Origin of the sequence: Paenibacillus dauci (assembly GCF_000971985.1) — a bacterium.
Lineage (GTDB): Bacteria > Bacillota > Bacilli > Paenibacillales > Paenibacillaceae > Saccharibacillus > Saccharibacillus dauci.
On the sequence record NZ_LAQQ01000001.1, the window covers coordinates 955,720 to 982,518 of the forward strand.

Annotated in this window: 28 protein-coding genes; 4 read left to right on the plus strand and 24 right to left on the minus strand. The window is 42.4% G+C overall.

Annotation, left to right across the window (positions count from 1 at the left end; all coding sequences use genetic code 11):
* Positions 1-573, plus strand: a complete 573-nt coding sequence (hxlB, locus tag WH46_RS11540; RefSeq protein WP_017815319.1) for a 6-phospho-3-hexuloisomerase — start codon at positions 1-3, stop codon at positions 571-573.
* Positions 574-922: 349 nt separating this feature from the next.
* On the plus strand, positions 923-1,942 hold the full coding sequence (locus WH46_RS11545; RefSeq protein ID WP_017815320.1) for an LLM class flavin-dependent oxidoreductase: 1,020 nt from the start codon (positions 923-925) through the stop codon (positions 1,940-1,942).
* 97 nt (positions 1,943-2,039) lie between these two features.
* Here the strand turns inward: WH46_RS11545 and WH46_RS11550 are convergent, their stop codons facing one another.
* Complete coding sequence (locus WH46_RS11550; protein ID WP_046226769.1) at positions 2,040-2,582, minus strand: RNA 2'-phosphotransferase; 543 nt, start codon at positions 2,580-2,582, stop codon at positions 2,040-2,042.
* Between the two features lie 101 nt (positions 2,583-2,683).
* Between WH46_RS11550 and WH46_RS11555 the strand changes: the two genes are divergently transcribed.
* Positions 2,684-3,889 (plus strand): MFS transporter, encoded by a 1,206-nt coding sequence (locus WH46_RS11555; RefSeq protein ID WP_017815322.1) that lies wholly within the window; start codon positions 2,684-2,686, stop codon positions 3,887-3,889.
* A gap of 64 nt (positions 3,890-3,953) precedes the next feature.
* Here WH46_RS11555 and WH46_RS11560 read toward each other — a convergent pair whose 3' ends face one another.
* From WH46_RS11560 to WH46_RS11590, 7 genes are all read right to left on the minus strand, one after another.
* Positions 3,954-5,657 (minus strand): molecular chaperone HscC, encoded by a 1,704-nt coding sequence (locus WH46_RS11560; protein WP_046226770.1) that lies wholly within the window; start codon positions 5,655-5,657, stop codon positions 3,954-3,956.
* Between the two features lie 36 nt (positions 5,658-5,693).
* Positions 5,694-6,356: a DUF1266 domain-containing protein gene (locus tag WH46_RS11565; RefSeq protein WP_046226771.1), complete on the minus strand. Its 663-nt coding sequence runs from the start codon at positions 6,354-6,356 to the stop codon at positions 5,694-5,696.
* Positions 6,357-6,382: 26 nt separating this feature from the next.
* Positions 6,383-8,290, minus strand: a complete 1,908-nt coding sequence (locus WH46_RS11570) for a tetratricopeptide repeat protein (protein ID WP_046226772.1) — start codon at positions 8,288-8,290, stop codon at positions 6,383-6,385.
* Positions 8,291-8,488: 198 nt separating this feature from the next.
* Complete coding sequence (locus WH46_RS11575; RefSeq protein WP_231584326.1) at positions 8,489-9,199, minus strand: YitT family protein; 711 nt, start codon at positions 9,197-9,199, stop codon at positions 8,489-8,491.
* A 413-nt stretch (positions 9,200-9,612) separates the two neighbouring features.
* Entirely contained in the window at positions 9,613-10,467 is an 855-nt protein-coding gene (locus tag WH46_RS11580; protein WP_046226774.1) for a DUF6612 family protein, read from the minus strand.
* A 261-nt stretch (positions 10,468-10,728) separates the two neighbouring features.
* The gene (locus WH46_RS11585; protein ID WP_046226775.1) at positions 10,729-12,057 is read right to left on the minus strand and encodes an MFS transporter; all 1,329 of its coding nucleotides are present in this window, start codon (positions 12,055-12,057) and stop codon (positions 10,729-10,731) included.
* A 38-nt stretch (positions 12,058-12,095) separates the two neighbouring features.
* Positions 12,096-12,605, minus strand: a complete 510-nt coding sequence (locus WH46_RS11590) for a hypothetical protein (RefSeq protein WP_046226776.1) — start codon at positions 12,603-12,605, stop codon at positions 12,096-12,098.
* A gap of 380 nt (positions 12,606-12,985) precedes the next feature.
* Between WH46_RS11590 and nfi the strand changes: the two genes are divergently transcribed.
* Complete coding sequence (gene nfi, locus WH46_RS11595; RefSeq protein ID WP_046226777.1) at positions 12,986-13,672, plus strand: deoxyribonuclease V; 687 nt, start codon at positions 12,986-12,988, stop codon at positions 13,670-13,672.
* Between the two features lie 27 nt (positions 13,673-13,699).
* Here nfi and WH46_RS11600 read toward each other — a convergent pair whose 3' ends face one another.
* From WH46_RS11600 to WH46_RS11670, 16 genes are all read right to left on the minus strand, one after another.
* Positions 13,700-14,617 carry an ankyrin repeat domain-containing protein gene (locus WH46_RS11600; RefSeq protein ID WP_046226778.1) on the minus strand — a complete coding sequence of 306 codons (918 nt, stop codon included), beginning with the start codon at positions 14,615-14,617 and terminating at the stop codon, positions 13,700-13,702.
* Between the two features lie 11 nt (positions 14,618-14,628).
* Positions 14,629-15,105 (minus strand): hypothetical protein, encoded by a 477-nt coding sequence (locus WH46_RS11605; protein WP_046226779.1) that lies wholly within the window; start codon positions 15,103-15,105, stop codon positions 14,629-14,631.
* A gap of 9 nt (positions 15,106-15,114) precedes the next feature.
* Positions 15,115-15,579: a hypothetical protein gene (locus WH46_RS11610; RefSeq protein WP_046226780.1), complete on the minus strand. Its 465-nt coding sequence runs from the start codon at positions 15,577-15,579 to the stop codon at positions 15,115-15,117.
* Positions 15,580-15,640: 61 nt separating this feature from the next.
* A complete protein-coding gene (locus WH46_RS11615) occupies positions 15,641-16,192 on the minus strand; it encodes a hypothetical protein (protein ID WP_052714206.1) in 552 nt (183 codons plus the stop codon).
* Between the two features lie 335 nt (positions 16,193-16,527).
* Positions 16,528-17,232 carry an Imm3 family immunity protein gene (locus tag WH46_RS11620; RefSeq protein WP_082208386.1) on the minus strand — a complete coding sequence of 235 codons (705 nt, stop codon included), beginning with the start codon at positions 17,230-17,232 and terminating at the stop codon, positions 16,528-16,530.
* Positions 17,233-17,258: 26 nt separating this feature from the next.
* Positions 17,259-17,609 carry a deaminase domain-containing protein gene (locus WH46_RS24590; RefSeq protein ID WP_407944412.1) on the minus strand — a complete coding sequence of 117 codons (351 nt, stop codon included), beginning with the start codon at positions 17,607-17,609 and terminating at the stop codon, positions 17,259-17,261.
* Positions 17,507-18,265 (minus strand): hypothetical protein, encoded by a 759-nt coding sequence (locus WH46_RS24400; protein WP_231584327.1) that lies wholly within the window; start codon positions 18,263-18,265, stop codon positions 17,507-17,509. Before WH46_RS24400 ends, WH46_RS24590 begins: the two co-directional genes overlap by 103 nt.
* Positions 18,266-18,567: 302 nt before the next feature.
* Complete coding sequence (locus tag WH46_RS11630) at positions 18,568-18,996, minus strand: SMI1/KNR4 family protein (RefSeq protein WP_046226783.1); 429 nt, start codon at positions 18,994-18,996, stop codon at positions 18,568-18,570.
* A 2-nt stretch (positions 18,997-18,998) separates the two neighbouring features.
* Positions 18,999-19,115 (minus strand): hypothetical protein, encoded by a 117-nt coding sequence (locus WH46_RS23840; RefSeq protein ID WP_082208388.1) that lies wholly within the window; start codon positions 19,113-19,115, stop codon positions 18,999-19,001.
* A gap of 705 nt (positions 19,116-19,820) precedes the next feature.
* Entirely contained in the window at positions 19,821-20,399 is a 579-nt protein-coding gene (locus WH46_RS23380; protein ID WP_052714207.1) for a suppressor of fused domain protein, read from the minus strand.
* A gap of 31 nt (positions 20,400-20,430) precedes the next feature.
* A complete protein-coding gene (locus WH46_RS11645) occupies positions 20,431-20,913 on the minus strand; it encodes an immunity protein YezG family protein (RefSeq protein ID WP_052714208.1) in 483 nt (160 codons plus the stop codon).
* Between the two features lie 8 nt (positions 20,914-20,921).
* Positions 20,922-23,954 carry a DNA/RNA non-specific endonuclease gene (locus WH46_RS11650; protein WP_052714209.1) on the minus strand — a complete coding sequence of 1,011 codons (3,033 nt, stop codon included), beginning with the start codon at positions 23,952-23,954 and terminating at the stop codon, positions 20,922-20,924.
* Positions 23,955-23,989: 35 nt separating this feature from the next.
* Complete coding sequence (locus tag WH46_RS11655) at positions 23,990-24,484, minus strand: DUF4280 domain-containing protein (RefSeq protein ID WP_046226785.1); 495 nt, start codon at positions 24,482-24,484, stop codon at positions 23,990-23,992.
* Positions 24,485-24,523: 39 nt separating this feature from the next.
* Positions 24,524-25,162: a hypothetical protein gene (locus WH46_RS11660; RefSeq protein WP_046226786.1), complete on the minus strand. Its 639-nt coding sequence runs from the start codon at positions 25,160-25,162 to the stop codon at positions 24,524-24,526.
* A 12-nt stretch (positions 25,163-25,174) separates the two neighbouring features.
* Positions 25,175-25,690, minus strand: coding sequence for a hypothetical protein (locus WH46_RS11665; RefSeq protein WP_046226787.1), 516 nt, complete (start codon positions 25,688-25,690; stop codon positions 25,175-25,177).
* Complete coding sequence (locus tag WH46_RS11670; protein ID WP_046226788.1) at positions 25,656-26,789, minus strand: pentapeptide repeat-containing protein; 1,134 nt, start codon at positions 26,787-26,789, stop codon at positions 25,656-25,658. Before WH46_RS11670 ends, WH46_RS11665 begins: the two co-directional genes overlap by 35 nt.
* Between the last annotated feature and the right edge of the window lie 10 nt (positions 26,790-26,799).

Sequence of the window (26,799 nt, forward strand, 5' to 3'; positions counted from 1 at the left end):
ATGAGTACACTGACTGGCATTTCCGGGCATTTTGAACGGATTATTCAGGAGCTGCAGGGTACACTGTCAGCCATTCCGGCCGATCAGGTGGAACAGCTGACAGAGCAGATTCTGAATGCCCGCAAAATATTCACTGCAGGTGCCGGACGTTCAGGCTTGATGGCCAAAGCTCTGGCGATGCGTCTCATGCAGCTGGGACTCGATGCTTATGTAGTTGGCGAGACCGTGACTCCGCGAGCAGGTAAAGGTGATCTATTGATCATCGCTTCCGGTTCGGGTGAGACACAGGGACTTCATATTATGGCTCAAAAAGCCGGCAAAGAAAATGTGCAGCTCGCTGCAGTTACTATTTTCCCCGATTCCTCGATCGGTAAATTGGCTGATCTGGTTGTACAGGTACCTGGCTCCCCCAAAGATCCGGCGGATCAGGGAAGTTATGAGACAGTGCAGCCGATGGGGTCGCTGTTTGAGCAGACTGTACTGTTGTTGTTCGATGGTATTATGCTGCGTCTGATGGAAAAACGTGGCGGTGACTCGGCAGCGATGTTTACCAACCACGCCAATCTGGAATAGATTATCTGTACAGATATTTTGTTCTAAATGGTCTTTATCCAGAAAGATAGATAAAAAAGCCAGCTTCCCGCTGAATGGGATAGCTGGCTTTTTTTATAATCTATTCGGTATAGAGGACAAGCTTCAGAATCATATCATCGACAAATAATAATTAGAGACACACTTTGTATTTTTCATTTAAATGCACTATACTATTAGTTACGCTATTAAAGTAACATAGTATTAAAAAGTTACGAAACATCGAGTTTGATGTAATCATATGACCTGCTCGCAACCATGCTGCTGGCTGTCTTTTATTAGAATTTCCATTCCAGTAGCATGGTCCAAATACAAATCGAGGTGAACATTCATGTTGAAGTTAGGCGTGCTTGACCAGTCTCATATTAATGAAGGACATAACGCTACCAATGCCCTTTCCAATACACTCCAACTTGCCCAGGCGGCAGATGAATTGGGGTATTCCCGTTTCTGGATGTCGGAGCATCATGCTTCTCCCAGCCTGGCTCATTCCAGTCCGGAGATTATGATCGCTCATGTGGCTTCCCAGACCAAGCGTATTCGTGTCGGCTCCGGGGGGATTATGCTGCCTCATTACAGCGCCTACAAAGTCGCCGAGAATTTCCGTCTGCTCGAAGCACTCTATCCTAATCGGATCGATCTGGGTGTTGGACGCGCACCCGGCGGTATGCCGCTTGCTACACGTGCGCTGCAGGAAGGCAAATTCCCTTCTATGCACAGCTCAGACCGTTATCCACAGCAGATTGTCGATCTAATCGGTTATCTGAATGATGCTACACCTTCGGATCACCGTTTTGCCGGATTGATTGCTGAACCGAGTATTTCCACGATTCCGGAACTGTGGTTGCTTGGATCAAGTGGCGGTACAGCAGAATTGGCAGCGATGACCGGTGCTTCCTATGCATTTGCCCAGTTTTTTGGTACGGCTGGCGGTGAAGAAGCCGTTGCACATTACAAAGAGAATTTCCAGCCGTCTGTTATGGCTTCCGCGCCCAAGTCACTGGCAGCGATTACCGTCTCTTGTGCAGATACTGAAGAAGAAGCCGAGTATCATATGCGCAGTAATGATCTTTACTTCCTGATGCTGCGCGAGAATCGTCCTATGCCCTATCTGCCTTCTGCCAAGACGGCAGCAGAATATCCGTACACCCGTACCGAAAAATCACATATCGAAGATACCCGCCGCTTCCGCGTAGTGGGTACACCAGATCAGGTTCGCGAGAAACTGCTTCGTTTTGCTGCTGATTATCAGACAGATGAGCTGCTGATCGTATCGGCTATTCATGATAATGAAGCACGTATTCGCTCTTATCGTCTGCTGGCTGAAGCTTTTCAATTGGGTCAAAACTAATCCGGCAGCATCTACTCTGATTGACAATTTGTGCTATCCATACAGGAGTATCCATAAAAAAAAGCAGACGCTGATTGATCCAGCGCTGCTTTTCTTTTTATAGAATACTGATACATTCTGCTGGTATGTGATCACACAGCCAGACCCCATGACCTGCATTATAAAACATAATATGATCTACCGCTGCTGCCGTATTGATTTTCAGCAGAACCAGCTTGCCTTTTCGTTTTCCGGCCAATTCGGCGAAGTCAGTCTTCTCGGATAAATGTACATATCTTCTACCCATTGGACGCAGTCCTTCTTTTTCAATAATCGTCCATGCCTGTACTGACGTACCATGATACAGCACATCAGGCGGTACAGAAGCTTCATAATGAATAGCCGGGCGGCTATGTCCATATCGTGCGCGAATCCGGTCACCCATAATCTCGAAGCGCTGCTTGTCCGAACGGGCCACCACATAACGAATATGCTCATCGGTGACAAAGCTCCATTTGCGCTCCTGACAGATCACTTGTACCAGTTCATTAATTGGACAGGCGGCATCTTCATCCAGTACAATTCCGTACTGTTCCGGCGAGTGCCGCAGAATCAGGCTGATCCATTTGCTGAGCTGTTTTTCCTGCTGTAGTTCCAACATTGTTCCTGCTCCTTTCCGGGCAAATCATGTTCATTTGCAATTTGAAATGTTAGTATGAATATATCATACATATAGATATTTTTTGAAATAGGAGAGAAATCATGCAAAATACAGTATCACCGCAACAAACGACTCCACAAAATGATCGTTTCCCCGCTGCGCTATTCTGCCTGACCGCAGGCGCATTCGCAATCGGAATGACTGAATTTGTTATTATGGGGCTACTTCCTAATGTCGCCAATGATCTGGGCGTAACCATCCCACAGGCAGGACAACTGATTACCGGTTATGCACTCGGCGTAGCCGTAGGCGCTCCCATCCTCACCATTGCTACCAATCGCATTGCTCAAAAGCAGCTGCTTTGTCTGCTCATGGCTATCTTTATTGTTGGTAATCTGGTCGCTGCTCTTGCCCCAAGTTATGGTCTGTTAATGGGATCACGACTGGTTACCGCTTTGGCTCATGGTACGTTTCTCGGTACGGGATCACTGATAGCAGCTCGCCTTGTACGACCGGACAAACGGGCAGGAGCGGTCTCGATGGTGCTCGCCGGGCTGACGATTGCCAATATTATCGGTGTTCCGTTTGGTACACTGATTGGTCAGCATCTGGGCTGGCGTGCTTCCTTTGGCGCAATTACTGTAATGGGCGTTATTTCACTGGTAGGGATTCTGTTCCTGATTCCGCGTATTGAACAGACGGCACAACCGAGTCTGTCCAAAGAAGTACGGAGTCTGCTGCAGCCTCAGGTGCTGCTCATTCTGCTGACCGGCGCATTTGGCTGCTGCAGTATGTTTACGGTATTTACCTATATTACTCCAATGCTTACAGATGTATCGGGCTTCCAGGAAAGCAGTGTTACCTGGATACTTGTTATGTACGGAATCGGTGTAACGCTTGGCAATATCGTTGGCGGCAGGCTGGCTGACTGGAAGCTGATGCCTTCCATTATTACCATTTTTGCCATTTTGGCTTTGATGCTGATGATTCTATCGGGTGTGCTGCATCTTCCATGGCTTGCTCTTGTATTTATCTTTTTATGGGGGGCAGCTGCTTTTGGTATTATGCCAGGTATACAGCTGCGTATTATGAATCTGGCTCATGAAGCTCCCCGGCTTGCTGCTACCTCGAGCCACTCCGCACTGAATCTGGGTAATGCGACAGGTGCTTTTCTGGGTGGTGTTGTTATTACCCATGCAGGACTCGTCTATGTTCCACTGGTTGGTGGTATCATTGCTGCTGTCGGAATGTGTGGAGCTATACTCAGTTACTATATGGTTGAAAAAAAGAAAAGACATTCGGCATAGGCCGGATGTCTTTTTTCTTACTTTTATATTCTCGCCGCAGATCCTTTGACTATCCGTACAAATATTAATAATCAAACCATTTTTCCAAAAGTTCCAGCTGCTTTTTGAATTCTACTGCTGCTGCCCTTAATTTATGTTCATCCTGCAGAGCCAGCACATTTTCAAATTGGCGAGTCCAGATTTCGATCTCCCGCCGCTTTTCACCGAGTGTTTCTTCATACAGTCGTTCGGCCTGCGCCAGCAGCAGACGATTCTCTGTACGATCCCGCGGATGAATCTTGATCTCTTTGAGCTGCTCCAGACGCTGCTGGATCTCTTTGGTTGAGAGCTTACCCGGATCTTTTTCAATAACAATAGTGCGAGTTACTCCGGTACTGACTGTAGTCACGTCCACTTCCAGAATACCATTAATATCATAAGTGAATCGTACCGCAATAATCTGCTCTCCGGCTGCTCCGCGAGGAACATCTACGTTAAGCTCTCCGATTTTCACATTATTCTCGACTTTCCGGTTCTCTCCCTGAAAAATGTTCACCCTGATTTGCTTCTGCTGGTCATAAAGAGTACAGTACTCTTCTACTCTACTCACCGGGATCGGGGTATTGCGCTCAATAATAGGTGAGAAATATCCGGACTCATAATTGTCTGCATGGGTTCGGTGACTCGTCTCAATCCCCAGCGTGAATGGACATACATCCGTTAAAATAACTTCCTTGAGCGCTTCATTACGTTCCTTGAGTGCTACCTGGATAGCAGCCCCAAGAGCAACCGCCTCATCGGGATTAATCTGTGTAAAAGGTAGCTGTCCGAACATCTTGCTGATCACCGAGCGGATCATTGGCATGCGTGTAGCCCCACCAATCAGAATAACCGCATCCAGTTCGTCAGAAGATAGCTGCGCGTCTCGCATGGCCCTCTCTACCGGATGACGAAGACGCAGAATCAAAGGTGCAGCAATTTTCTCGAATTCATCCTTGTCTATTTCCAGCTCGTAATGCTGCTCTCCCTGTGTAAATGTCATCTGTCCACGCCCTGGATGCGTACTGATTCCACGTTTGCATATTTCTGCCTGTTTGAATAAAGCAGATCGCTCTTTGGAATCCAGCGATGCTTCATCCAACTGATGTGTAGCGATAAAATGAGATGTCAGCAGTTGTGTAAAATCTTCGCCGCCCAGGTAGTTATCTCCGGCAATCGATTTGACTTCCATCACACCTTCAAAAAACTCAAGGATAGAGACATCGAATGTACCTCCACCCAGATCAAATACCAGAAATGTCGTATCTTCCTGTTGCTCATGCAGACCATATGAAATAGCTGCTGCTGTCGGCTCACTGATCAAACGTTCTACGTGTAAGCCTGCCAGTTCGGCTGCACGCCGGGTCATTCGCCGCTGGGTATCATTAAAATAAGCCGGCACACTAATAACCGCTTCCGTAACCTCATGTCTCAAATAGGATTCGGCATCCTCCTTGAGAGAACGTATCACAAAAGAAGAAAGTTCTTCGGGAGAAAAAGTATAGTTACCCAGATGATAACGTTTTTCGGTTCCCATATAACGCTTGAAGGCAGACGCGGTGACATGCGGATGAGTAATCATACGCTCTTTGGCAATCTGCCCAACCAGAATCTCTCCATTATCATCCACACTTACGACGGAAGGAGTCAGATTTTTACCAAGCACATTGGGAATCAGCATGGGCCCTGATTCGGTCCAGTAGCCTACCAGGCTATTCGTTGTTCCCAGATCGATTCCGATCATTGTCATACTATGGTTGCTCCTTTCTGCAGAACCGTTTCTTGATCAGGAATGGGACTTTTTCCAAAAGCTTACTGTGTACAAAAGGCTTTTGGAAGAAGTGATCATTTTGGTAAATGCTATTTTCTGTTTGGCAATATACTCTGGATCAGCACCTACCTGCACATACTGGATGCCTATCATATAACCGAGTACATAATCCCGTGGTCCATTTATTTCTTGTTGGATCTTCTGTACGAACAGGGAAGCATAATGATTTTTTTCGTTCTCTGTTAGATAACCAGCTGCTGCACCAGCATAAGCGGCATATAGGGCAAAAGCGTAATCATATGCTGCTATCCCCGCAACAGGAACCGAATAAAGGTATTGATAGACGATCCCAGCCTGGTAACGCGCTTCTGAATCTCCAACAAGATTATCAATATACGTTTGGCAAGCGGGACCGGTCATCATGGAGAAGCGCTTATGGAGTATGCTGTACTCTTCGCGATATCCTGTCTGCAGCACCCAGTCCATATGTCGAATCATGCTTTCCTTATTTTCAATATTCCAGAACGCTTTGAGCTGATTGCGGCAGTTTATTTTATTCCTGAAAAGCAATCTGGGATTCTGTTGAAAGTATTCACCGTTCTGAAGACTTAATGATCCATAGATCGACAACAGAGCCAAACTATCTTTTGTGAGTGGCCGCTGATTCTTTGCAAGCATTGAGTGGCCTCCTTTCCTGGTCCTGTCTAGTATCTGCTGAATCTCCATGCCCGATAGACTCCCTGCAGGAACATCGTAAATAATATAAGAATCAGCAAAACATAGAATTTGGCTGTCGGTGGTGCAGGCGGAAGCGTGGATTGAGCCTTACCTTCCTTGGCCTGAATATAATAAGAGGTCAACGGATACCCTTCCAGCGAATTGGATGCGTAACCCAACATTTTTTTCTTTATCGTGTTCAATTGTTCGGGTGGCAGTGGGTATGCATTTCCTATCAGCTCGGCTTGCTGGTTATTGTACAGCTTCATAGCTGTCTCATAATTCACACTTACCGGCACCGAAGATTGTCCCAGACGAACCACATACAAGTAGCCGCTTGCTTGAAGCACATTATTCGCCTTGGCTTTGGCAGAAGACATAATGAATGTTTCCCCATGCACCCAGTTCAGTAGCTGCATATCGGTATATGTGCCGCCTTTGGCATACGCATGAACCGGATCACCAGGCTGAAGGCGTGCCAGCTCGGAGCCTGATTTGACTTCATAGGTTCCTGTTGGGTTCAAATACTCTCCGAGTGAATGCCCTGTAGTCGATTGATAGGTATATACAATCACCAAACAGAGTAGTGCCATCGTCAACAGCCCCGGCCACTTTTCCCTCAGCAAGATTCCGAAAAATCGCTTGATCCGAACAAATGCTGTCCAGCGACCCAGCTCCAGATTCAATCGTCTGCGCCGATCCGGTGTCACCTGTTGCAGCAATCTCATCTGTACTTCAGCCAGCAGCAGAATGGCTTCTGCATGAGCAGGGTGCTGGCCAAGTACGGCCTGACAGCAGGATTCTGCCATCTCCCACTCCTCTCGCCCCATATGAAAACGTGCAGATGCAAGCTGCAGCATTGGCTCTTCAGGGTAACGTTCCAGAAGCTGAAGTAAATAAGCTTCATGTTCCTGCATATTCGCATTGTTCTTCAGCAAGTGAAAATAAAGCAAATGAATAGTTCTGTCATCGGGTCTATTCTGAAGCCAGCCACTGCACAGCGCAATAGCCTGCTCTTGTTCTCCATTCAGAATATGGTACTGTATCCGGATTCGAAGCAGATCGGCATCATCCTGTACAAATTCCAGCGCCTCCGCAATCTTGCTGGCTGCCTGTTCCATTTCTCCCATCATCAACTCGGAATAGGCAGCAGACCGGCAGAATAGATAATGTTCCATATCCTGATCTGCATAACGACTTAACCAGATATAGCCTTCATCCGTCTCGAATGAAGCCCTGAACATATGAAAATACAAACGTGGATACTGATTTGTAAAATAGGCTTGATCCTCTTCCAGTTCTCGCTGCCAATTGAATGTATTTTTTAATAGTTCCCATACAGCCGGTGGCAAATAATGATGATCTTCCAGGAAATCAAGCAATAACTCACTAATCACTTCCTGCATGCTTATATTCCATACAGCAGGATGATTCATTAGCTCTATCCAATTGCTCAGCTCCACACGCATAGCGAAATTATGATATATATGGAAAGTCTGCTCCATAAATTCTTCTACCGGATCACTTTCCTCAATTACTGTCTGCTGCCAGTTCGTTCGCAGTGAGGACAGATGTTCTTCTTTTTCACTATCAAACTCATCATCTTCCGATAAAGTGGACATGGCTTCATTAGCGAAATGAATATCCCCTTGTTTGTCTGTCTCATATGTATTCAGATGGGAATGATCAGGTTCGCCAGCCTGTTCATTTATGATGTTGCCAGAGGTTTTATTGTTGCGAGCCCAGCGAATTGCTTTGTCATACGTTTCCCTTAATCGCTGATAACCTTCAGGATCATCCTCGGGATGCGTTTGCTTGAGCAACCGGGCATAGGCTTTTTTAATTACGCGGATATCATTGGTTTTTTCAATCCCGAGCTGCATCCATATATCCATTTTATTATTCCTCGTTTCCCTATCTTATCAGTCGCTTTATTCTATAAGAAGTTGGCCCCCAAGCCAACCATACGAAAGTCGTATTTTTGCAAAAGAACGTACACTATGATATACACCTTGCATATTTGCGCAAAATAAAAATCCGCCTGAGCACAATGGTGCCAAGCGGATATTCGATATCCTTTATTAATTATTCATTTAGTGCGACTGCTGAACAGACGCGGTTGTTTTGACAGGAATCTGAATCGGTGCAGTAGACTTGTCCTGACGCAAAAAGTGAGGAAGTTTGAACTCCACTTTGACACTTATCGTCCAGGTAATCATCTTGCCTGCCAACCAGACTGCCAGCATCGTATACATGGTTTCTTTGAAAGGAAGGAAGAATAGGCATAAGCCCAGTACAATCACATCACCAACAAAGAATACATTACCGATTTTCCAGCCTTTCCATTCGCTGATCAATCTCGATAATACATCGTCGCCTCCCGTGGCCCCTCCATAACGGAGCACAATACCCGCTCCGAGACCGGTCAACAGACCAGATAGAGCTGCTGCAATAAGCAGATTCCCGTGTAAGTCCACGACAAACGGCGATAGCTGTTCGAATCCCGAATAGAAGATGGAAAATGATGCCGCTCCAATCAGTGTGTAGACCATAAAACGGTGCCCTTTTAGCCACCAGGCCAATAGTATAACCGGAATATCCAGTACAAATGTGCTCCAGGCCGGCGACCAACCAAACAAATACTTGCCCAGCAACGCCAGTCCAACAAATCCGCCTTCTGACAGATTGTTGTAAAAATTAATATGATAATAAGCAAACGCCAGAATAAACGTACCCAATAGTATGGCCAGGATTTGCTTCCCTGCCACCATCCAACTTGTGTTCCAATTTGTTCTTCTCCTCATACAGGTTCCCTCTTTTTCTCGTAAGTGTGGTCTGACAAGACCTGTTCTTACGGAAGGTACACCTTGAGGACTTTGTCCTTCGCATACAATTATCTCCTCTTCCGTAAGAATAGGTCCAAATAATGACTACTCTACGGAAAAGCTAAGTATAGGAGAGATCATAACGTTTCCAAATCGTCCTTTGGGAAATCATCCTTCGGGGACACATGGTATCCTGATCCTTTCTTGATTATAGAATATACTGCTATATCTATTATACCACGCAAGTTCTGCTGCTAAACAACTGGCTTGTTCCTTGTTTATCATCTGAAACTGCTGTAAATGACAGAAAAAGGCTGTAAACTCAGCCTGATCCAGTAGATCATTGAGTTTACAGCCTTTTTGATGCGTATGCACGCTTTCTTGCGATTTAATTATTTCGCGCTTTTTACAACATCAGCAGGAACTTCAATCTTGTCGAGCTCGTTGTATTTGGAATACTTGCTGTCCATATCCATAACCAGGTTCATTTTTTGACCCTGTTGGTCCATATCCATGGTCATTTTTACAGCTGCACCCGTCAGGTTGGAAGTTTCTTTGTCGATCATGTAAGTTACATCCATATCGTGAATGTTCATCTGTTTCATCATTTCAGCCATTTGTGCATTGGCAGCATCACCGCTCAGGAACTTTTGAGCCTGTTCTTTTACTTTGTCACCGGTGAGAGTAGCTACCAGATTGTAATGGTCGCCTTCATCGGTCACTTTAGTGTCGCTTGCCATTGATTTCATACGTTCAATAGTATCTTTTATTGTACCCTGCTGTTTGATCAGATCAACAAATTGCTGCTTGGCAGATTCTGGAGCTTTCTGCCAGGTATCATTCGCATTCAGATACACTGCATCATTTGTTATGTACAATTCTTGCTTTTGCTCCTGATTTTGTCCACCTTGTACAACTTTAGTGGAAATATTCATGTGAGCAGACATTGGCTCTTGTACAACTTCCATGGTTGTCGAGTTTTCATTTTGCATTTTTTGCTCTTTGCCATCTACGCTAACTGTAATATCCTGCTTGATTACCGCATCTGCTGCATAACTTTTCACTTTTGCCGCGGCTTCGCTGGCTTTGGTCAGCAATTCATCTGCTGTAGGTACGGCTGTTGTTGCTGCTTCTGTAGCAGGTGCTGTGTTGCTGGCTGGTGTTTTGGCTGCTTCCTGACTGTTACCACAAGCTGCCAGTGATACAGCTACTGCTGCTCCAAGTAATACGACGCTAAACTTTTTCAAACAAAAAACCCCCTATTTTATAATCATCTTATTATACAGTAATATAAATGGGAAAAACAGGGTGATAAGTCACAAAAAACTGGGAGTAAAGTTCGTGTTAGCTTTATATCTTTTTTGATATAGCCCGGATTCTTCATTCCGTTGTTAGACCATCTTGCTTGTTTACTACTATTCTATCTGTCTATTGTTTTTCATATATAGAAAAAGCAGAATTTCCTTTCAGGAATCTTTCTGCTTGTCTTTTATCTTTGCTATATTATGCTAACCGTGATGAGATATGGTTTCCTTTTGGCGAAAAGCAGATCGGCTCAATAATCCGACAACCAGCGCACATACCGACATGATGCCTGCCAGCAGATATAGATTGACAATCCCGAACTGTTCAGCAATCCAGCCCATAATCAGCAGCGAAATGCAAAATGTAAAGTTGAGCGTAGCATCCTGGGCAGACAGCAGTTTAGGCAGCTGTTCCCTCGTTACGCTGAGCTGTAGCAGTGTCCGCCGATTGACAGCTGCCAATTCAGCTACCGGTCCCATCGCTACAACCAGCAGCAATGAAATATATGGATTCGTCGTTACAGCAAATACCAGCGTTAATATGGAATAAATCCCAATACCCAGCAGCATGGCCCGGAATTCCCGGCCATTTAGCCAGCGAACCAGTCCTACAACCAGCAGTCCTCCACCGATCGCTCCGGCGAAATAAGCAGTATTGATAAATCCCCACCATTCCTCACCCTGATGCAGCACCTGCACAACAAATGCCAATATAAATGCACCTACCCATACCGAACCGCCCAGCATATCGACCATATCCATAAAGATCAATGTGCGAATTTTGGGTTTGCGCCAGATCAATTGCCAGCCTTCTGTCAATGTCTTTATATATTCACGTTCACTGCTTGCTGGCGCTGGTGCAATCTGTTCGTCATCAGGAGCGGCTGCTTCTCCGCGCTGGGCAATCACAGGCGCATCCACTGCATTTGCCGAATTCTCCACCTCAGCAGTCTGCGGCTCGCGGATAAAAGCAGTAAATACCATTGCGACTGCATAGAATATTCCCGCCAGCATCAGCGTAGGCAGAGCTCCAATCCAGGCTACCAGAATACCTCCCATCGCCCAACCGGCACAGCGAATAATCTGGTCGCTGACCGAGACCATACCATTGGCTCTCAGCAGCTCATCACGATGAACAAGCCGGGGAACCAGACTATTACGAGCTGGTGTCGTCCAGCCATCCAGAAAAGACATCGCGAAAATCAAAGTGAAAATCAGAGGTAGTGAAGCCTGCTCCCGCGAAACCCATAAATACAGCGCCAGCACAGCAAAAATAACAAATTGACCAAACTGGCAAAAAAGTAAAAGTCTGGCCAGCCGAAACCTCACCAGCATTAGCGATGCCACCAGACCACTGAGCAGCTGCGAAGATGAACGGAAAAAGGGAACAAACACTCCTGCCAGAATCGAGTCCGTACCTGCCATAACCAGCGAGACAATACCCATGATATAGATAATATCAGCTGCATTGGATAGTGTCTGGGTACCAATCAAATAATAAAAAGAAGGATGCAATCGTATCGGCTTGTTCATTGGATGTGTGCACTCCCGCGATTGTTGTTATACAGAGGCTACTGCTGACCTGTGCCAAAGTAGTTCGATGTATCGGTTAACCAATATTTCTGCTCGGCAGGCAGCTGCTCCATAAAATTCTCGTAATGTCCTGTCCAGCCTTCCGGAACATACTGTTCAAACGAAGCCGGTTCCGGGAAATAGGAAGATAACTGCCGGTTATCAAAATCTACCAACAGCGCAGGCACCCAGCCTGCCAGCATTTCCAGATCTCCATCGTGAGCGTTCGCCTGAATCGCCAACCCTATTCTCAGTTCCTCCACGCTAATCTGTTCTTCTTCAATATATTGAAGAAAAGAATGTACTGTCTGTTCATTCAACACCGGAATATGAAACCGGTATCCATAATCTGCATCTGAAGATATGTCGTATCCTTTATTTGCAAAAGCTTGGCTGAACCGGGGCAGATCCATAAACCAGTATTCTTTTTCCGTAACATACCAACGCCAGCTGCCTTCGAGGCGAACAGCTACAATGATATTCTCACCATACTTGATAGAGGTACTCATACTATGTAATCACCTGCCCGAATAGATTGTAGTTTATGTGGATTTAGTGTACAGAATCCGTCTTTATTTACATTCTGCCATTATACTATGTATTATGTGTAATATGGAAACCACAATGCTATATATGGAAGAAGAATGTTGCCATATGGAATCATATTGCTTCTTTAAATAAGTAAAGTGAATATTGGAGCTTCTCTGTAAGTTGTGAAGCTGGTTCTACATGTATGATGCAGGCAACTAATTGAGCCGATTTATATTCTTGGCTCCTGTGAGTGTCTAGGTGTCTAGGTGTCTAGGTGTCTAGGTGTCTAGGTGTCTAGGTGTCTAGGTGTCTAGGTGTCTAGGCCGAGTATAATTACATATCGATAGGTGGAAAAGAAATGTTGAAAATACATATCCAGCATCGCTGGGATCTGAATGAAGAAGAAGCGACATCGCTTCAAAAGGAGCTTGCTAATCAGGTGATCACACGGGATCAGCTGCCAGATGTACAATATATCGCCGGAGTGGATGTCGCATACAGTGAACATACCGACCAGCTGATTGCAGCTGTTGTTGTTCTGGATGCTTTTACGCTGGAAGTGATCGAATCGGTTACGGTCAAAGATTCTGTACAGTTTCCGTATTTGCCCGGTCTGTTCTCGTTCCGTGAACTACCGCCTGTGATCAAGGCACTTCAGCAACTTGAACATGAACCCCAGCTGATCGTATGCGACAGCCAGGGTCTCGCCCATCCGCGACGATTCGGGCTGGCTTGTCATCTGGGTGTACTGCTCAATATACCTGCGATAGGATGCGGCAAGACGAGGCTGGTTGGGGAATATACCGAGCCGGATCGGTTACGCGGATCTTCCTCTGCGCTGGTTGATGAAGAGCAGCAGATTCGGAGTTTACTACGTACGCAGACGGATGTGAAACCTGTATTTGTGTCTGTAGGGCATAGGAATAGTCTGGAGACGGCGAATGAGTGGATATTGCGACTCACTCCTCGCTATCGCCTGCCGGAGACGACGCGGATGGCAGACCAGCTGGTACGTAAGGCTTTGAAAGAGCTGGAGAACGAATAATACTCTAATACTTTTATGTTTAGAAAATCATTTTTTATAAATATGGGATGTCAATATCTCTATTATTGGATTAGAATTTATTTTTCTAGCCAGTTGCAGAACATCCATTTCTTTCATAAATTCATTTGAATATTTCAATCCCGGATCTATTCCGTAATGTAGTAGCAACTTTACCATGTCTATATTTTGATTCCGCACAGCTGCCCATAAAGGATTAGTTCGAGGAGACGCAAGATCCAAACTTATATTTTTGGCAAATAGCATATTTACAATAGTGAATGCATTCTGAGCTGCAGCATTCGCTAATTCGATTCCACTGAATTTATTAATATTAAGGTCTGCCTCAATTGAATATTCTGCAATAGACCAATTCTCATATAGAATTGCTGTATTTAAAATAGAACCCTCATGCGTAATGATGTCTATAGTTTCCCTAGACTGATTGAGCATTTGAATTACTTGTTCATTTTTTCCTTCAATAATGTAACTTCTTAATATCTTGGACTGCATAACGGTCTCATTATCTTCTCCCCATAAATATGCTTCATGATAACGAGATAGGTAACGATTATATTCCACAGATCCAGGCTTTGGGCCCTCCAGTACTGCTTTCTCAAACGATACTGGAGGAGTATATCTTCCTTCCATTATATAAGCGAATATCATATCTGGAGCCGCATACCTTTCAAGTACATCCTTACCCAACACTCTAATCTCTGAGAAGCCTAATTTCATCTGCTTGTTTTTGTACATTAGTAGATGATAAGGGTATGTACGCTGCGTATGAAAAGGACACTGAATATACAGCCATAGATGATTCAAGAAATCTTCTGATACATTGACATTTCTTCTCTTGTTCTGATTGCAGACCCAACCTATATTTTGCGCTTGTTCAAAATGATATCTTGAATAATACGTATTATCACTGTACAGCTCCAGATCCAACCCCTCCTGCCTTACCCTTTGTATAATTTAGAGTAGTAAACATTAACTATACTTACAAAAGTATTCCAAATCTCAATAGGATCCATTACTCCAGTCAAATGACCCCACAATTCTCTGCCTACTGCATTCCCAGTAGTTTCAATCTTCACGCCTAATCCACCAATAGATATAAATGTATGGATCAGCTTAATCATATGCTGGATGCCTTTCAAACTTCTGTTTTTCCCAATAAGATATACTACTGAGTTATGATTTTCGATAACTTCTATATCTTCCTGTAAAAGCTTACTGCTACCCGCATATTCAAAAGCTTCCTTCAACGTTTCATCACGTATTTCATAATGTAGTTCATAAACATTGCTGTCTAATCTGGAGAAGATCATATTGCCCTTCAACTGATAGTCTGGATAAGTTGCTAGTCCTATAGCAACTTCCTTTATGCTCTGCCATTTACCTGGTATACAAACAATGATTGATTCATTTTTCATAAAGTTCTTCTACTTTTCTTTCAGAATATCTCTAGCCACTTCTGCAAATAATGCCGGTTGATGCTTGGCCAGTTGGTTTATTATCATTTTCACTTTTTGCTGTATGAGATAATCTACTTGAGGCAACTCCTTACTTAATATACTCTTCAAATCTTCCGAATTTAATAAAACATGATAAAGTTCCTCAAAACAGTAGCTTGAATGGGGTCCATAATAGACTGTACTTTCAAGTATCGTTTGTACTCCATTCCGTATATTGTTTCGTCTAACTATATAAAATATAGTCTCAACCATATCGCTGATTAAGGATGTCTCTTCTATATCATCATCAAACAGAGCACACAGACCTTCAATGACTTCATTAGAAGCCTGGTTACACATCTCATTCAGTATTCGATTCACATCGTCAATATCGTTCTCTTGTTCCAATAATAACGCCTTACTAAGTTCCAATAGTTCTTTATTCTGGTTCATTGTTCCTCCCAAATTTTATGTATGAAATTGCTATCTATTCTTAAATAACAGATGGCATTATTTATACAGGAAGCGTGAAAATCACTTCAAACGGATCACACTCTCGTATACGATATGCTACTTGCACTTCCTTTAGTAAATGAGGAATGCACGGTGAAAGGATATTGGGATGATGAGCATATAATATAACGAGAACCCCAGTCAATTCTTCGGATCCTAAATGGCTTTCCAAGTTACTGACTATTTCTTGCATACTGATCCCTGCGTTCCAGAAATCTAATAAGCAAACAGACACATTCTGTAAACTAACCGCTTTTTTTAGTACACAAACTATGTATTGATCGAAGAGATCTTTAATATACATTTCATCTAAAGAATATTCATCTGTATAATTCATAATGGTCTCTATGAGTTCAGCTTTTTTATAGTTATCTTCAATCCTACTTAACATAGTGATCAAATGTTCAAAAAAATGTTTCCCAAAATAATCCATCAAAGGAGGAATAGATTTGATACTTTGTAAGCATACAAAAAATGCATCATATTCTATGGTATCCTGATTTTCTAGCAAGTATTGGAAAGCCTCATCCATGATTCTATTCTTATCTGGCAATTTATAATTCTCCTTTATTCAGTTATCTTACTTTATAGAATTTATTACAGGTGCTTTGCACATTACATTTTACACAAATAGGCCAAAACAAGGTAGCACCCTGTTTGACCTACTTGTGCTTAATATAGGTGTATCATGTTTTAGTCAATGATGTACTCGATATATATACATAAAAAAGTCAGCTAGATGGGTTTCCATCCTGACTGACTTTCCCTTATTATTGTACATGCCCATGGTTTAAAATCAAATCCTAGTTGTGGTTACATCATATACTTCTCTGATAAGTTCCTGTACGATTTCACCAACCTCGACCGCAGCATCCTTTTAAGTAATTTTTATATATTAAGCTCATCCAATCTTTCAAGCACATTGTGTATTCTTTTAAATAAATGTTGTTTTTCTTCTTCCGTATACGAATCTCCCAGCCATTCTGGATTAAACTCTTGTAATATTGCTTTAGCTTCTTGTAGCTTTTCTGTCTTTATTAAATTATCTTGTAAAAGGCATTCGGCTAAAGTAGTATACAAATTGATTTTTTCGCCTGCTGTAAACTTAGCCATATGAAATTTAAAAAGTATATCTTTTGCTATTTCATTATCGTTTAATTCATTTTTGGAAAGATTATTATAGTAATTTTTAATGACTTCAATAAGTTGATGATAAAACCAACGAGCTATATTATTAGGTGTAATAGGATGCTTCTTTATTTTTTCTAGCACAATTTGAGTTCTAGAAATTAAATCTTGGTATTGATGATATGGTAAATGTGATTTTAAAACTTCATAATTAATACTATTAAATTGTTTATGAATATCATTTGGAGCTACTTGCAAAAGGTAGGGTTCCTCTAGAAGGAGTTCTCCAAAACGCATAATGATTACAGCTCTTACTAAGTCATTATCTTTCATCTCATATTCAAAATCATCCCGTGCAGCTATTTTTGCATGCGTACTATTATATCCATTATCATTTATATAGTCTTGAACATATTCATCAAATTCTTGCAATAGCTCTTCATAATTTAATTCTTCACTCATCATTTAATCTCCTTTTATATAAGGTTTATTTAATCATTTTTTAAAGTTGGAATCTGAATACCTTTGTTATGAATAACTTCTATTACAATTCCGGGATAGCGTTTCTTAAACAATGAAATCGTATAATTACATCCACCACAAGTATCTTTCTCTGTAAATAAAGTAATTTCACCTTTTAAATCATTCCTATTCTCAACTCCATTTTTCTTCATTGCTTCGTCTAAATTCTCAGCTAAATCATTTAGTATTTTATATTCGGTATCTGGTGTTCTTAATGTTAAATATCCTGCATTATTTGGAGCATGGACAGGAGGAAATATAGGATTTCTATCTTCATTTGTTTTGTAATCTTTAGTTGGTTGAGGCGATATATCGGGTATTTTGTCTGAGCCATTATCCCATACCACTTTACTATGTGCATAATAATTTTTTTATTTAAATTGATATTCAAGTTATTAATTTCACAGTAACCATAATTAGCACCTTTACTTTTAATTGCTTTATTAGAGAGCTTGCTTTTATAAGCTATAGCCTGGGTTAACAAATCTTTATCTTTTACAGGATCTAATACTCGTGTTGTTGTCCATTCATAGTGTTGATCTGACCCATCCTTAGAGTTACGATACACTTTATGCTCCTCTGCAGTAAATCCTTGATTTGGATCTGGATTGTTTTCTTTCTCTGGTGTCTTATCAGGTTCTGAATTGTTTTCTTTCTCTGGTGTCTTATCAGGCTTGTTAGGCGGTGGAGTCACAGGATCTTTCGACTCTTCATGTATAGGCTTCTGATCAGGCTCACTTTTTGCCTTACGACCCGAAGTTTCATGATGATCCAGTCCACCAACGCCTGCTGTAGCCAGCCCATTCTGATTCATCCGGGCGCTAATATTCTTCATCATCGCTCCAAGGCGCTCCATAGGGAGCATAAACGGCATTGCTCCAGGCTTGGCTCCCCCCTGTCCAATCGCTAGACCTGGTCGGGAGTGCGGCATCTCGCCACCTCCGGCTGCACGCGCCGCAGCTTCTGCTTTGGCCATGTCTTTGCCAAGTTTACCGACTTTGGTAATCAGTCAGTATAACAAAAAAAAGGATGATCATAGTTTTCATTTCCATGATCAACCCTTTAAGGTGATAAAACGATGATGTTTAGATACTAAAGCTGGAACTTCTGCTAAACGTATACCTAAAATAAAGAAATTTTTAAAACGAATTATATAGGTTATATCTAATCGAATTCAGCCACTCGACACATTTGGCATTATATGCTCTAAACAACAAAAGAACAAAAAATAATCAATTTTTTATGACTATAAATGATATAATTTATATTGAATAGATTTTAAGATAAGTTATCAAAAAAATCATTGAAATTACTTTTAAAAAAAACCATATTGTCCATTTCTTCCTCTGATTCTATATCATGTATCCAAAAATAAACTTCTCCAAAATATCTTTCACTAATTCCAATACAAATCTCATTTCCTCCTGGATCGTTAGCAATCGATATAAATCCTGTAGGTAATTCTCCATCTAAAACTTCAAATACTTTGCCTAAATTACCCTTCATATTGCCAACTCCATAAAATTTATTTACTACACTCTCGCCTTCTTCATTAGAAATTTTAAATATTGATTTTTCTGGATATCCTCCATTATGTTTCAGTAAAAAGTCAACGTATTGTTCAGGAAGCTTGAGAAAATACTTAGCTTCAAATTTGCGAATATCATCTATAGTTATTTTCTCATTTTCTCGATCCATATTTGTCATAGTTAATCTTCTCTTCTATTTTTTATTTGTCGTTGACATACCATCCATATGCCTAACTTCTTTATGAATATCTTCTCAACAAGAATCATTGTTGCTCCATCTTGGTGATGATGCCATATATAACCTTCAGGGACTTATTATTTACTGGCACTGTTGGATCAGAATCTCTACTAAAGTCCTGCTTCTAAATTAGCCTTTTTTGAAATCTTCTCGAAGATTCTTAGGTATAGTAATTTTTATTGTTATAGGCTTAATTTCTATAATTCAGCTAGCATCATCTGCTAACTCGAAACGCTTACCTTTTTTAATTCTAAAGAATCATTATCGTTTATATTATCTTTAGAGTGTATCTTCTCTTCGATCTTCTCAAACTTTTTAGAGGATAAAGTTACAGGATCTTTCGACTCTTCATGTATAGGCTTCTGATTCATCTGGACGTTGATATTCTCCTTCGTCGCTCCGAGTCGTTCAATAAGAATTATAATCAGCATCGCTTAGACTTGGCTCTTCTTAATCTAACTACTTCTTCAGGTCTGGGGTTCTGTAATCGTTATCTACGTCAGACTAAAAGGCTACTGTTCCCACTTGCTTTGAAACCTGAATAGGCTCAACTTGCCGATTGGAGGGCACGGCTTCGATACCTTAATAACTTCAAATCTATTGCTACAAGCTAAATAAGTCGGACTACAAGATTCCTCTTGTAGTCCGACTTACTATAACATTATAGACAGAATAGGGAGTACAATTCTTATTCTTCGTTAGAGGTCCCTTTAATCTTAAGGCTCATTTGAAACGTTGAACCTTTCTCTGGCAGTTGCATCTACTTATACTACAGACTCCCGATTAATCTCAGGCGCATCCACATCATGGGAGACAAGTAAATTTTCTAATTCATCATAGCCATGCTTTTCGCCAAATCGGTATTCGGCTTCGGAAATAGGCGTTACTTGCAGCCAGCGGACACGTTTCCCATTCACATGAATGATTTCTCCACCATCCTCCCATACCGGTTCCCAAAAATAGGGACTGACCAGATAAATGTGCTTCATTTTCAAATCAGGATAACCCGCTTCCATCGCATTAAGGAAGATTGTATTTCCAATACTTCTCGTTTCTAGGATTTGTTGAATCACCTGGTCGATCACTTTTCGATACGCTGTATCTTCAGCAAAGGAAGGTACAATCAGTTCAAACGGTCCTACTTTCTCACCCTTATCATTTTGAAGAGGGAGTAGACTGAATCCAATTGTAGCATAAGTCAGTTCGGTATTGGCAGGCCGCTCTCGAAGTAGAGCTAAAGCAATATTAGCTTTGGCTACTTCATACGTTTCGATTTCAAGCGGTTTCTCATTCATTCTAGTTAGAAGGTCTGCTACTTCTTGGGCTCGCGGGTTCCATTGCATTCGTGTTCTCCTTTACCGATTTATATAGAAGTTAATTTTGAGACTCTCTTGTTTCCACATACTCTTTTAAAAAGGCTAAAAGTCCAGGATGGGTAGGCATCCTTCCTAAATGATCGTATTCCCAGATTAGCTGACGTTTATAGTCAGGGATCTCTATATTTATCAGATCCGTATAATCATAATCCACCTTAAAATGGCCTGTATGATCGATAATCATAGTGAAATTAGTCCATAGTTCCTGTCTAGATTCTCGAAAAACAGCCTTAAGTTCTTCACAAATAGCATGTAATGCAAAAACTTCCCTATCTACTTCTTCTTCTTCTACATGATATAAGTTAGGTATCTCATACACATATATATAATTTTGAGGAGCTTCCAAAGTGTTAAAATAAAAATAAACTTCGCTCGAATCATCCAAGACTTCACCATAGAAATAGACTTTTTCCCACTCTGTAGGAATGATATCATTTATAGCTGATGCCAACTTTTGGTAAATAGTTTCTACGTTCATCATAAAATAAATTAACCTCCAGCTTGATTTTTTATTGTTTTAGCTTTCTTTGTCCCATCAATCCAATACGTCACTTCAAATGAATCTGGTCTTATGGAATTCCCCGAGTAGTTTATCTTAATATTAACTTCTACTTTAAGAGGAGGATCCTCTTTAAGTGCATCTGCCCACTCAGTCTCCATTTTATACCACCTACCACCAGCACCATTTACTTGTCCATCCATAGCCACCATATTATCTAAGCCACCAGCTCCTTCAAACTGACTTCCTATAATATGACCACCATGATCACCAAGTAACCGATCTTGTCTTATTCCGTTATTACCTGCTTTTCGCTGAGCACTTAGACTCCGCTTTCCCTTTCCTAATTTAAGCGTTCCTTCACAACTAATAATACGTCCTTGGTTATCTGTACGATAGGTATATTCAGATGGCGGTATAGTTTTGGATTTCAATTTATACTCAATATTCGGTTTTAGTACTTTGTTTCGCTTAGCATTACGCATGAATTGTTCACCACTGCCTACCAAGGTATACGTGCCTGGAGTATGAGGCGATGAATTTCCCTGTGTAAGCGGAGAAGAACTAGAAGTTCCTCCGCTATTATGATGCATTACAGTAGGTCCATTGCCCGAATATAATCCATCCTTCAAATCCTGCTTCTGTCGCAAGCGATCCGGTGTATCCTCCGGAATATGCGAATGCATCCGTATCGGTCCATGATGATCCAGTCCACCAATGCCTGCTAGAGCCAGATTCTTCTGATTCATTCGGGCGCTGATGTTCTTCATCACCGCTCCGAGTCGCTCCATAGGGAGCATAAACGGCATTGCCCCAGGCTTGGCTCCTCCTTGTCCAACCGCTGGACCTGGCCGGGAGTGCGGCACCTCGCCACCTCCGGCCGCACGTGCCGCGGCTTCTGCTCCTTCTTCTGCCGCTTCCCTAGCTCCGGTCTTAGCAGCTCCTTTACCTAGCTTACCGGCTTTCGTAGCCAATTTTGCAGCACCTTTAGCCATTCCGACCGTATCAATCACACGCTCCAGCGATTTGACGCCTCCATAACCTACACTGTAATACTCTTCTTTGCTGCTCGTCAGTGGATTCAGCGTCGACTGCTTGGACGCTTTTTCGAAGGGCTCTAAGTACGTATCGATGGCTGCTCCAGCATCAGCTTTGAGCTGGCTGCCCGATTTTTGGAACGTCACGGTATCCAGTGCGTAGGTTCCTGCTGCCTTGGCTCCTTCCACCGTACCTTTGACTGTCTCATTTCGCTCCATCAACGTACCAACCTGCTTACCACTGACCCAGCTGTACAGCGTTTGAGCACCCGCATCTCCCATGAGACTAGTCGTCGTCAGATCACCTACATCGACGACCAGTCCCCATAATCCCTTGGCAATCTCAATTCCAGCGTCTTTCATTCCCTCCATTTGAGCCTGTGAGCTGGCTAATTTGCGTTCATTCTCAATAGCAGCCAGTCCCTTACTCTGCAAAGCTTGTTCGAACGGAGAGAGCAGATGATCATGCACACCATGTCGGGAAGCTTCCAGCGTAATTTCCGCGCTCTTGCTCGAGGAATCTGCCTGAAGCTGCAATACATCGGTCAGGGTCTGCATCTGCAACTGATCAGCTCCAGTCAAGGATATCTTGCTGGCGTTCAGCTCCAGAGAACCACCTGCATGGATCGAGACATTCTGATTGCCCGTCAAATTAACGCCTTTAGAGATATGCATGGACAGGTACAGTGCACCTTCCTGCGCATTCAGTGCCAGTTCTGATCCACTCATACTGACTTCCTTGCCCTGCGGATTAGCGAATGACTTGATACCGGGATCAGACATTTTACGTTCCATACGGGCTGCTGGACTCTCGGTTGGTGCAGCCGGTGTAACAGACACTGGGACCGCTGATCTCGTTGCCGGAACAGCAGGCATAGTAACTGGAGAAGACTGCGGTACGCTAGTACGAACCGACTGAATGGCCATAGCGCTATCTTCTTCTGCGCTTGGGAAATACAGCTTGATCTGAGCTCCTTTTTCCGGCATCAGGTACCAGACCTGATTCCCTTCTGCCGAATAAGGAAACCAGCGAGCATGCTGAGGATCCTGTGAATCATCGATATCCAGGTGTATTTTAACCTGATTTTTGTGAACATCCAGAATTTTGCCTTCAATTGCTGCACCAGTAATCACCGTATTACGAATTCGTGTTACTCGGATGCCTTCCGGTAGAGCACATTCATAAGACCAGACCAGCTGTCCTTTTTGCATCTGTGCAGAACGTTTAATAATGACATATTTAATATTATGCCGGATAACGGTATCTCCAATATCCAGTATATTATGCCATTCAAATGTATATCTTGTATAGTCGAACGCTGTAGTCTGCTTGCCCTGTGCAGCATCTCGCATATATGGAGCAATACTACGTTTATTACGGAAAGGTACATCTTTGAGGTCGATATGTCGGCGTGCTTCCGGGAGACCTATCCATATCTGTACACCATGCATAGTAATATTGGGCAGCAGCATAGCACCGACATGGGAAGCCAGACGCCGCAAGAAATCCCAGTCGGTCTCTTGATACTGCATAATGAATTGTCCGGTTAAATGGTCGCCAAATGCTTCATCCAATCTATCTGATTTGAGGTAATCATCCAGTACACTGTCTACAATATCCATATACGTACAGTCGGTTTGCTGAAATGATCTTTCTTTAAGCTTCATATCCAGATTGAAACTATGAGAGACTATTTCTAATGTGATCTGTAGGTTATTATGTACGCCCTGCAATTCAATGTTATGGATCTGACCCATGAACAAGGGTCTTTTTTGACCATCCTGGGTATACCATAGCTCAACCGGATCCTGACTGGCAGCATGATTAATAATAGCATTCTCTTGATCTTCACTAATTATGCCGATAACCTGCATCCGTGCATGGTGATCCATTTCCTGATAGATCTCAATATGATGCAATCGTACATGACCATACGGCCAGATCAGTTCCATATCTTTATAAGTTAATAAGCCGGGAAGCTGCAATGTTCCAATCACCCCTTGTTTTTAGACATATCCAATTAATCCTGACCGTTGGTCTCTATCGTAATAACTCCACCCGACACATCCGATGACGGCTTGCTTACCTTGGTATAACTCGCAGTCGTTGTACCACCATAGAATTCATATTCTTCTTTCATCACAGGTTGACAGGCACATGGCAGTGTCGATCGGGTTAACAAAGCATGTTCACCATCGATCAGTACATTAGTTTGTCCATTACTCCATTTTGTGCCGAAGTTAATCACTGGCTTGCAAAGGCTGCCTGTTACTTTACAGAAACCAAAAGCACCTTCCGAACTGATATTGCCATTGGGTGCACATATAGCATCAGCTACGTTAAGCAGAGGCTTCTCCGGGTCATGTACGTATACTCCATGATCAATAGGCAGGTTCAGTACGCCAAGATCCGTTCCTTGACTGCACTTTAGCGTGGCACCTCTGGATACATAAGAATCGTCTCCACCCAGCACATTCATCGCCAGCGCCTGAACCAGCATTCCAAGTCCAAACATACAGGATTCTCCTCTCTATTTATCAATATTTGCCAACTTTTATTCTTCTAACCATCTCATCGAGCAGCAGATCGCATGAGCCAGTGGCTGCCAATGAGCAACATTTTCCAGCTTGAACTGCATACTCACGATAAAGGATCGTTCAGCCAGTGTACGAATAAACAAAATCTGCATAAAAGGATCGGGTTTTAATAAAAAAACCGTTTCATAATAAGGAATATTTGTATCTGCAGCATCCATATACAATATATCTCTTGTCATGATCTCCATATTAGGCTGGGCTTGTTTAGTCTGTTCAAGCATCCGATCAAGAATTCTATTCACCTGGTCATCGTTTATCTTCTCTATAATCGGCTTCACGCCAATGACAGTCTGCTGCTGCTTATCCTGAAACATATAACTCGGAATAGACTCTGATGACTGATCTATTCTCATCTGATGGTTTTCCGTAAAAGATTCAGGTAAATGAAGGATTAGTCGCCCTTCATACAAACTGTTTTCTGTTACTCGCCACTCCTGCTCATCCTTGCCAGTTAGATGACCCGATTCTAGCCCATGTATACATTCTTCAACGCTCCAGTTCATCCAGGAGTCATCCGTTTCTCTGGAGTTCATCTCATCATTTATTATTCTCTGATTATGGATATCCAGAAATAGTTCATCCCAATATTCCTGCATTCGCTCACCCTCCTACTGAATATCTACCGGTTGTAATATATATCCTGTCAAATGCCGACGAAGCAGACTCTCTGCAGCATCCATACTCAGGAAGATATAAGGCTCACGAATTCCTTCCACTTGAAAGAAATGATGTCCTTCCACTTGGGTAGCATCCAGCACCAGACGCTTTAATAATTGATTGTGCGGGTAAAATTCAGCTTCTGCTGATAACCCGTGTATGCGAGGCATTTTACATATCCAATAGGAATGTGGCTCTCCTGTATCCTGACTCATTAGATAGATCAGTTTGAAAGAAGATTTCAGATTGTATTTACTTAAAATATGTTTGAGCGGATCTGAAAATAATATTGTACTGCCTATCGTCAGATAATCCGTATATTCTGCCTCTTTGGGTGCAGCTATATTCCATACTTGTACCGGAGGAATTGCAGCAAAATCTTTTCCACTCGTCAGCGGGGAGAGTGGCTTGATTCTGCGCTCTATACGTTCATCATTCTGCAGTAAGTAGTATTGCGGCAGTCTCATTAATTTGTTCACCCTCCACCCACTGGATTGCTTTTTGCTGTTCATCGCTGAAGATGAATTTGTCTTGATCATGTAGATTCATGCGTGTCCGGTTCATCGAAGCACCTGTAAAATAAGCCTGTTCAAAAAAGTGAATGCCTGTTAGATCAGCATGATCCAGATTAGCATATTCAAAATGAAGGCCCATAACTCCTGGTAGACGTTTCCCTTTATGATTCAAATGTTGAGCACTAGCCTGGCAAAAAACTGCATTTTGCAAATCGGCATAACGGAAATCTCCATCACTAATCACCGAACCTCCAAAATCACATCCTGCTAGTACAGCGCGATACCAGCGTGTTCCAAACAAGAAACATTCCTTAAATCGAGCCGCTTCCAACCGGGCGCCTGTAAAATCGCTATATCTCATATCTTGGCGCTCCATATTCAGCCCATGTAAATTCGCATTATGGGCATCTCCATAAGCGAATCCATCCTGATTCTGAAGTATAGATGACTCCATCACAGCTGCTTGATCATCAATCGCGTATATCTGTTCACTTATATCTTTATATTCACCGACTCGTATAGTAATTTTTGCGGATTTGCCGATCGATTGATACGATGGAATATCTATAAGATCAGGTATAGCAAAACGTAATAAGGCAACAATAAATTGATGAAAATAGGGAATAGTCTCTAGTGCCGCTATTTCTGCATCCGCTTCATTTAGGACACCCATGTACTTTTTGTACTCTTGCTTTAGATCATTCATTAATAGAGTGAAGCAGGAATACAACCAGGAAACATCATAGATGAAATGACATTTATGCAGGTCTTCGTACCACTCATTTGAATAGGCTTCGATTAGATATACATACGATTCGGATAAGATCGATGTACGCAGCATGGAGAAGTTGATAAATGCAATATCTGCTTTCTTTCCTTCGTTCTGCATATCTGATACCTGCTGACAAAAATGTTGAAAGTTGGCGATTAAGTCGGCTATAAGTTCTGCCTGCCGCTGATTAAATATCTGTTGAACTTCATCCAATCGTTGTTCTAATCTTTCCTGCACAACATGTTCTTTGAAGTGTTGAAGTGCTTCTTGTTTATTCAATGTGCCACCA

Bases quoted from the DNA above. Each gene is read 5' to 3' on its own strand.
- hxlB (WP_017815319.1), top strand. From the start codon at position 1: ATGAGTACACTGACTGGCATTTCCGGGCATTTTGAACGGATTATTCAG.
- WH46_RS11545 (WP_017815320.1), top strand. From the start codon at position 923: ATGTTGAAGTTAGGCGTGCTTGACCAGTCTCATATTAATGAAGGACAT.
- WH46_RS11550 (WP_046226769.1), bottom strand. From the start codon at position 2,582: ATGTTGGAACTACAGCAGGAAAAACAGCTCAGCAAATGGATCAGCCTG.
- WH46_RS11555 (WP_017815322.1), top strand. From the start codon at position 2,684: ATGCAAAATACAGTATCACCGCAACAAACGACTCCACAAAATGATCGT.
- WH46_RS11560 (WP_046226770.1), bottom strand. From the start codon at position 5,657: ATGACAATGATCGGAATCGATCTGGGAACAACGAATAGCCTGGTAGGC.
- WH46_RS11565 (WP_046226771.1), bottom strand. From the start codon at position 6,356: ATGCTTGCAAAGAATCAGCGGCCACTCACAAAAGATAGTTTGGCTCTG.
- WH46_RS11570 (WP_046226772.1), bottom strand. From the start codon at position 8,290: ATGGATATATGGATGCAGCTCGGGATTGAAAAAACCAATGATATCCGC.
- WH46_RS11575 (WP_231584326.1), bottom strand. From the start codon at position 9,199: ATGAGGAGAAGAACAAATTGGAACACAAGTTGGATGGTGGCAGGGAAG.
- WH46_RS11585 (WP_046226775.1), bottom strand. From the start codon at position 12,057: ATGAACAAGCCGATACGATTGCATCCTTCTTTTTATTATTTGATTGGT.
- WH46_RS11590 (WP_046226776.1), bottom strand. From the start codon at position 12,605: ATGAGTACCTCTATCAAGTATGGTGAGAATATCATTGTAGCTGTTCGC.
- nfi (WP_046226777.1), top strand. From the start codon at position 12,986: ATGTTGAAAATACATATCCAGCATCGCTGGGATCTGAATGAAGAAGAA.
- WH46_RS11605 (WP_046226779.1), bottom strand. From the start codon at position 15,105: ATGAAAAATGAATCAATCATTGTTTGTATACCAGGTAAATGGCAGAGC.
- WH46_RS11610 (WP_046226780.1), bottom strand. From the start codon at position 15,579: ATGAACCAGAATAAAGAACTATTGGAACTTAGTAAGGCGTTATTATTG.
- WH46_RS11620 (WP_082208386.1), bottom strand. From the start codon at position 17,232: ATGATGAGTGAAGAATTAAATTATGAAGAGCTATTGCAAGAATTTGAT.
- WH46_RS24400 (WP_231584327.1), bottom strand. From the start codon at position 18,265: ATGGCCAAAGCAGAAGCTGCGGCGCGTGCAGCCGGAGGTGGCGAGATG.
- WH46_RS11630 (WP_046226783.1), bottom strand. From the start codon at position 18,996: ATGACAAATATGGATCGAGAAAATGAGAAAATAACTATAGATGATATT.
- WH46_RS23380 (WP_052714207.1), bottom strand. From the start codon at position 20,399: ATGCAATGGAACCCGCGAGCCCAAGAAGTAGCAGACCTTCTAACTAGA.
- WH46_RS11645 (WP_052714208.1), bottom strand. From the start codon at position 20,913: ATGATGAACGTAGAAACTATTTACCAAAAGTTGGCATCAGCTATAAAT.
- WH46_RS11655 (WP_046226785.1), bottom strand. From the start codon at position 24,484: ATGTTTGGACTTGGAATGCTGGTTCAGGCGCTGGCGATGAATGTGCTG.
- WH46_RS11660 (WP_046226786.1), bottom strand. From the start codon at position 25,162: ATGCAGGAATATTGGGATGAACTATTTCTGGATATCCATAATCAGAGA.
- WH46_RS11665 (WP_046226787.1), bottom strand. From the start codon at position 25,690: ATGAGACTGCCGCAATACTACTTACTGCAGAATGATGAACGTATAGAG.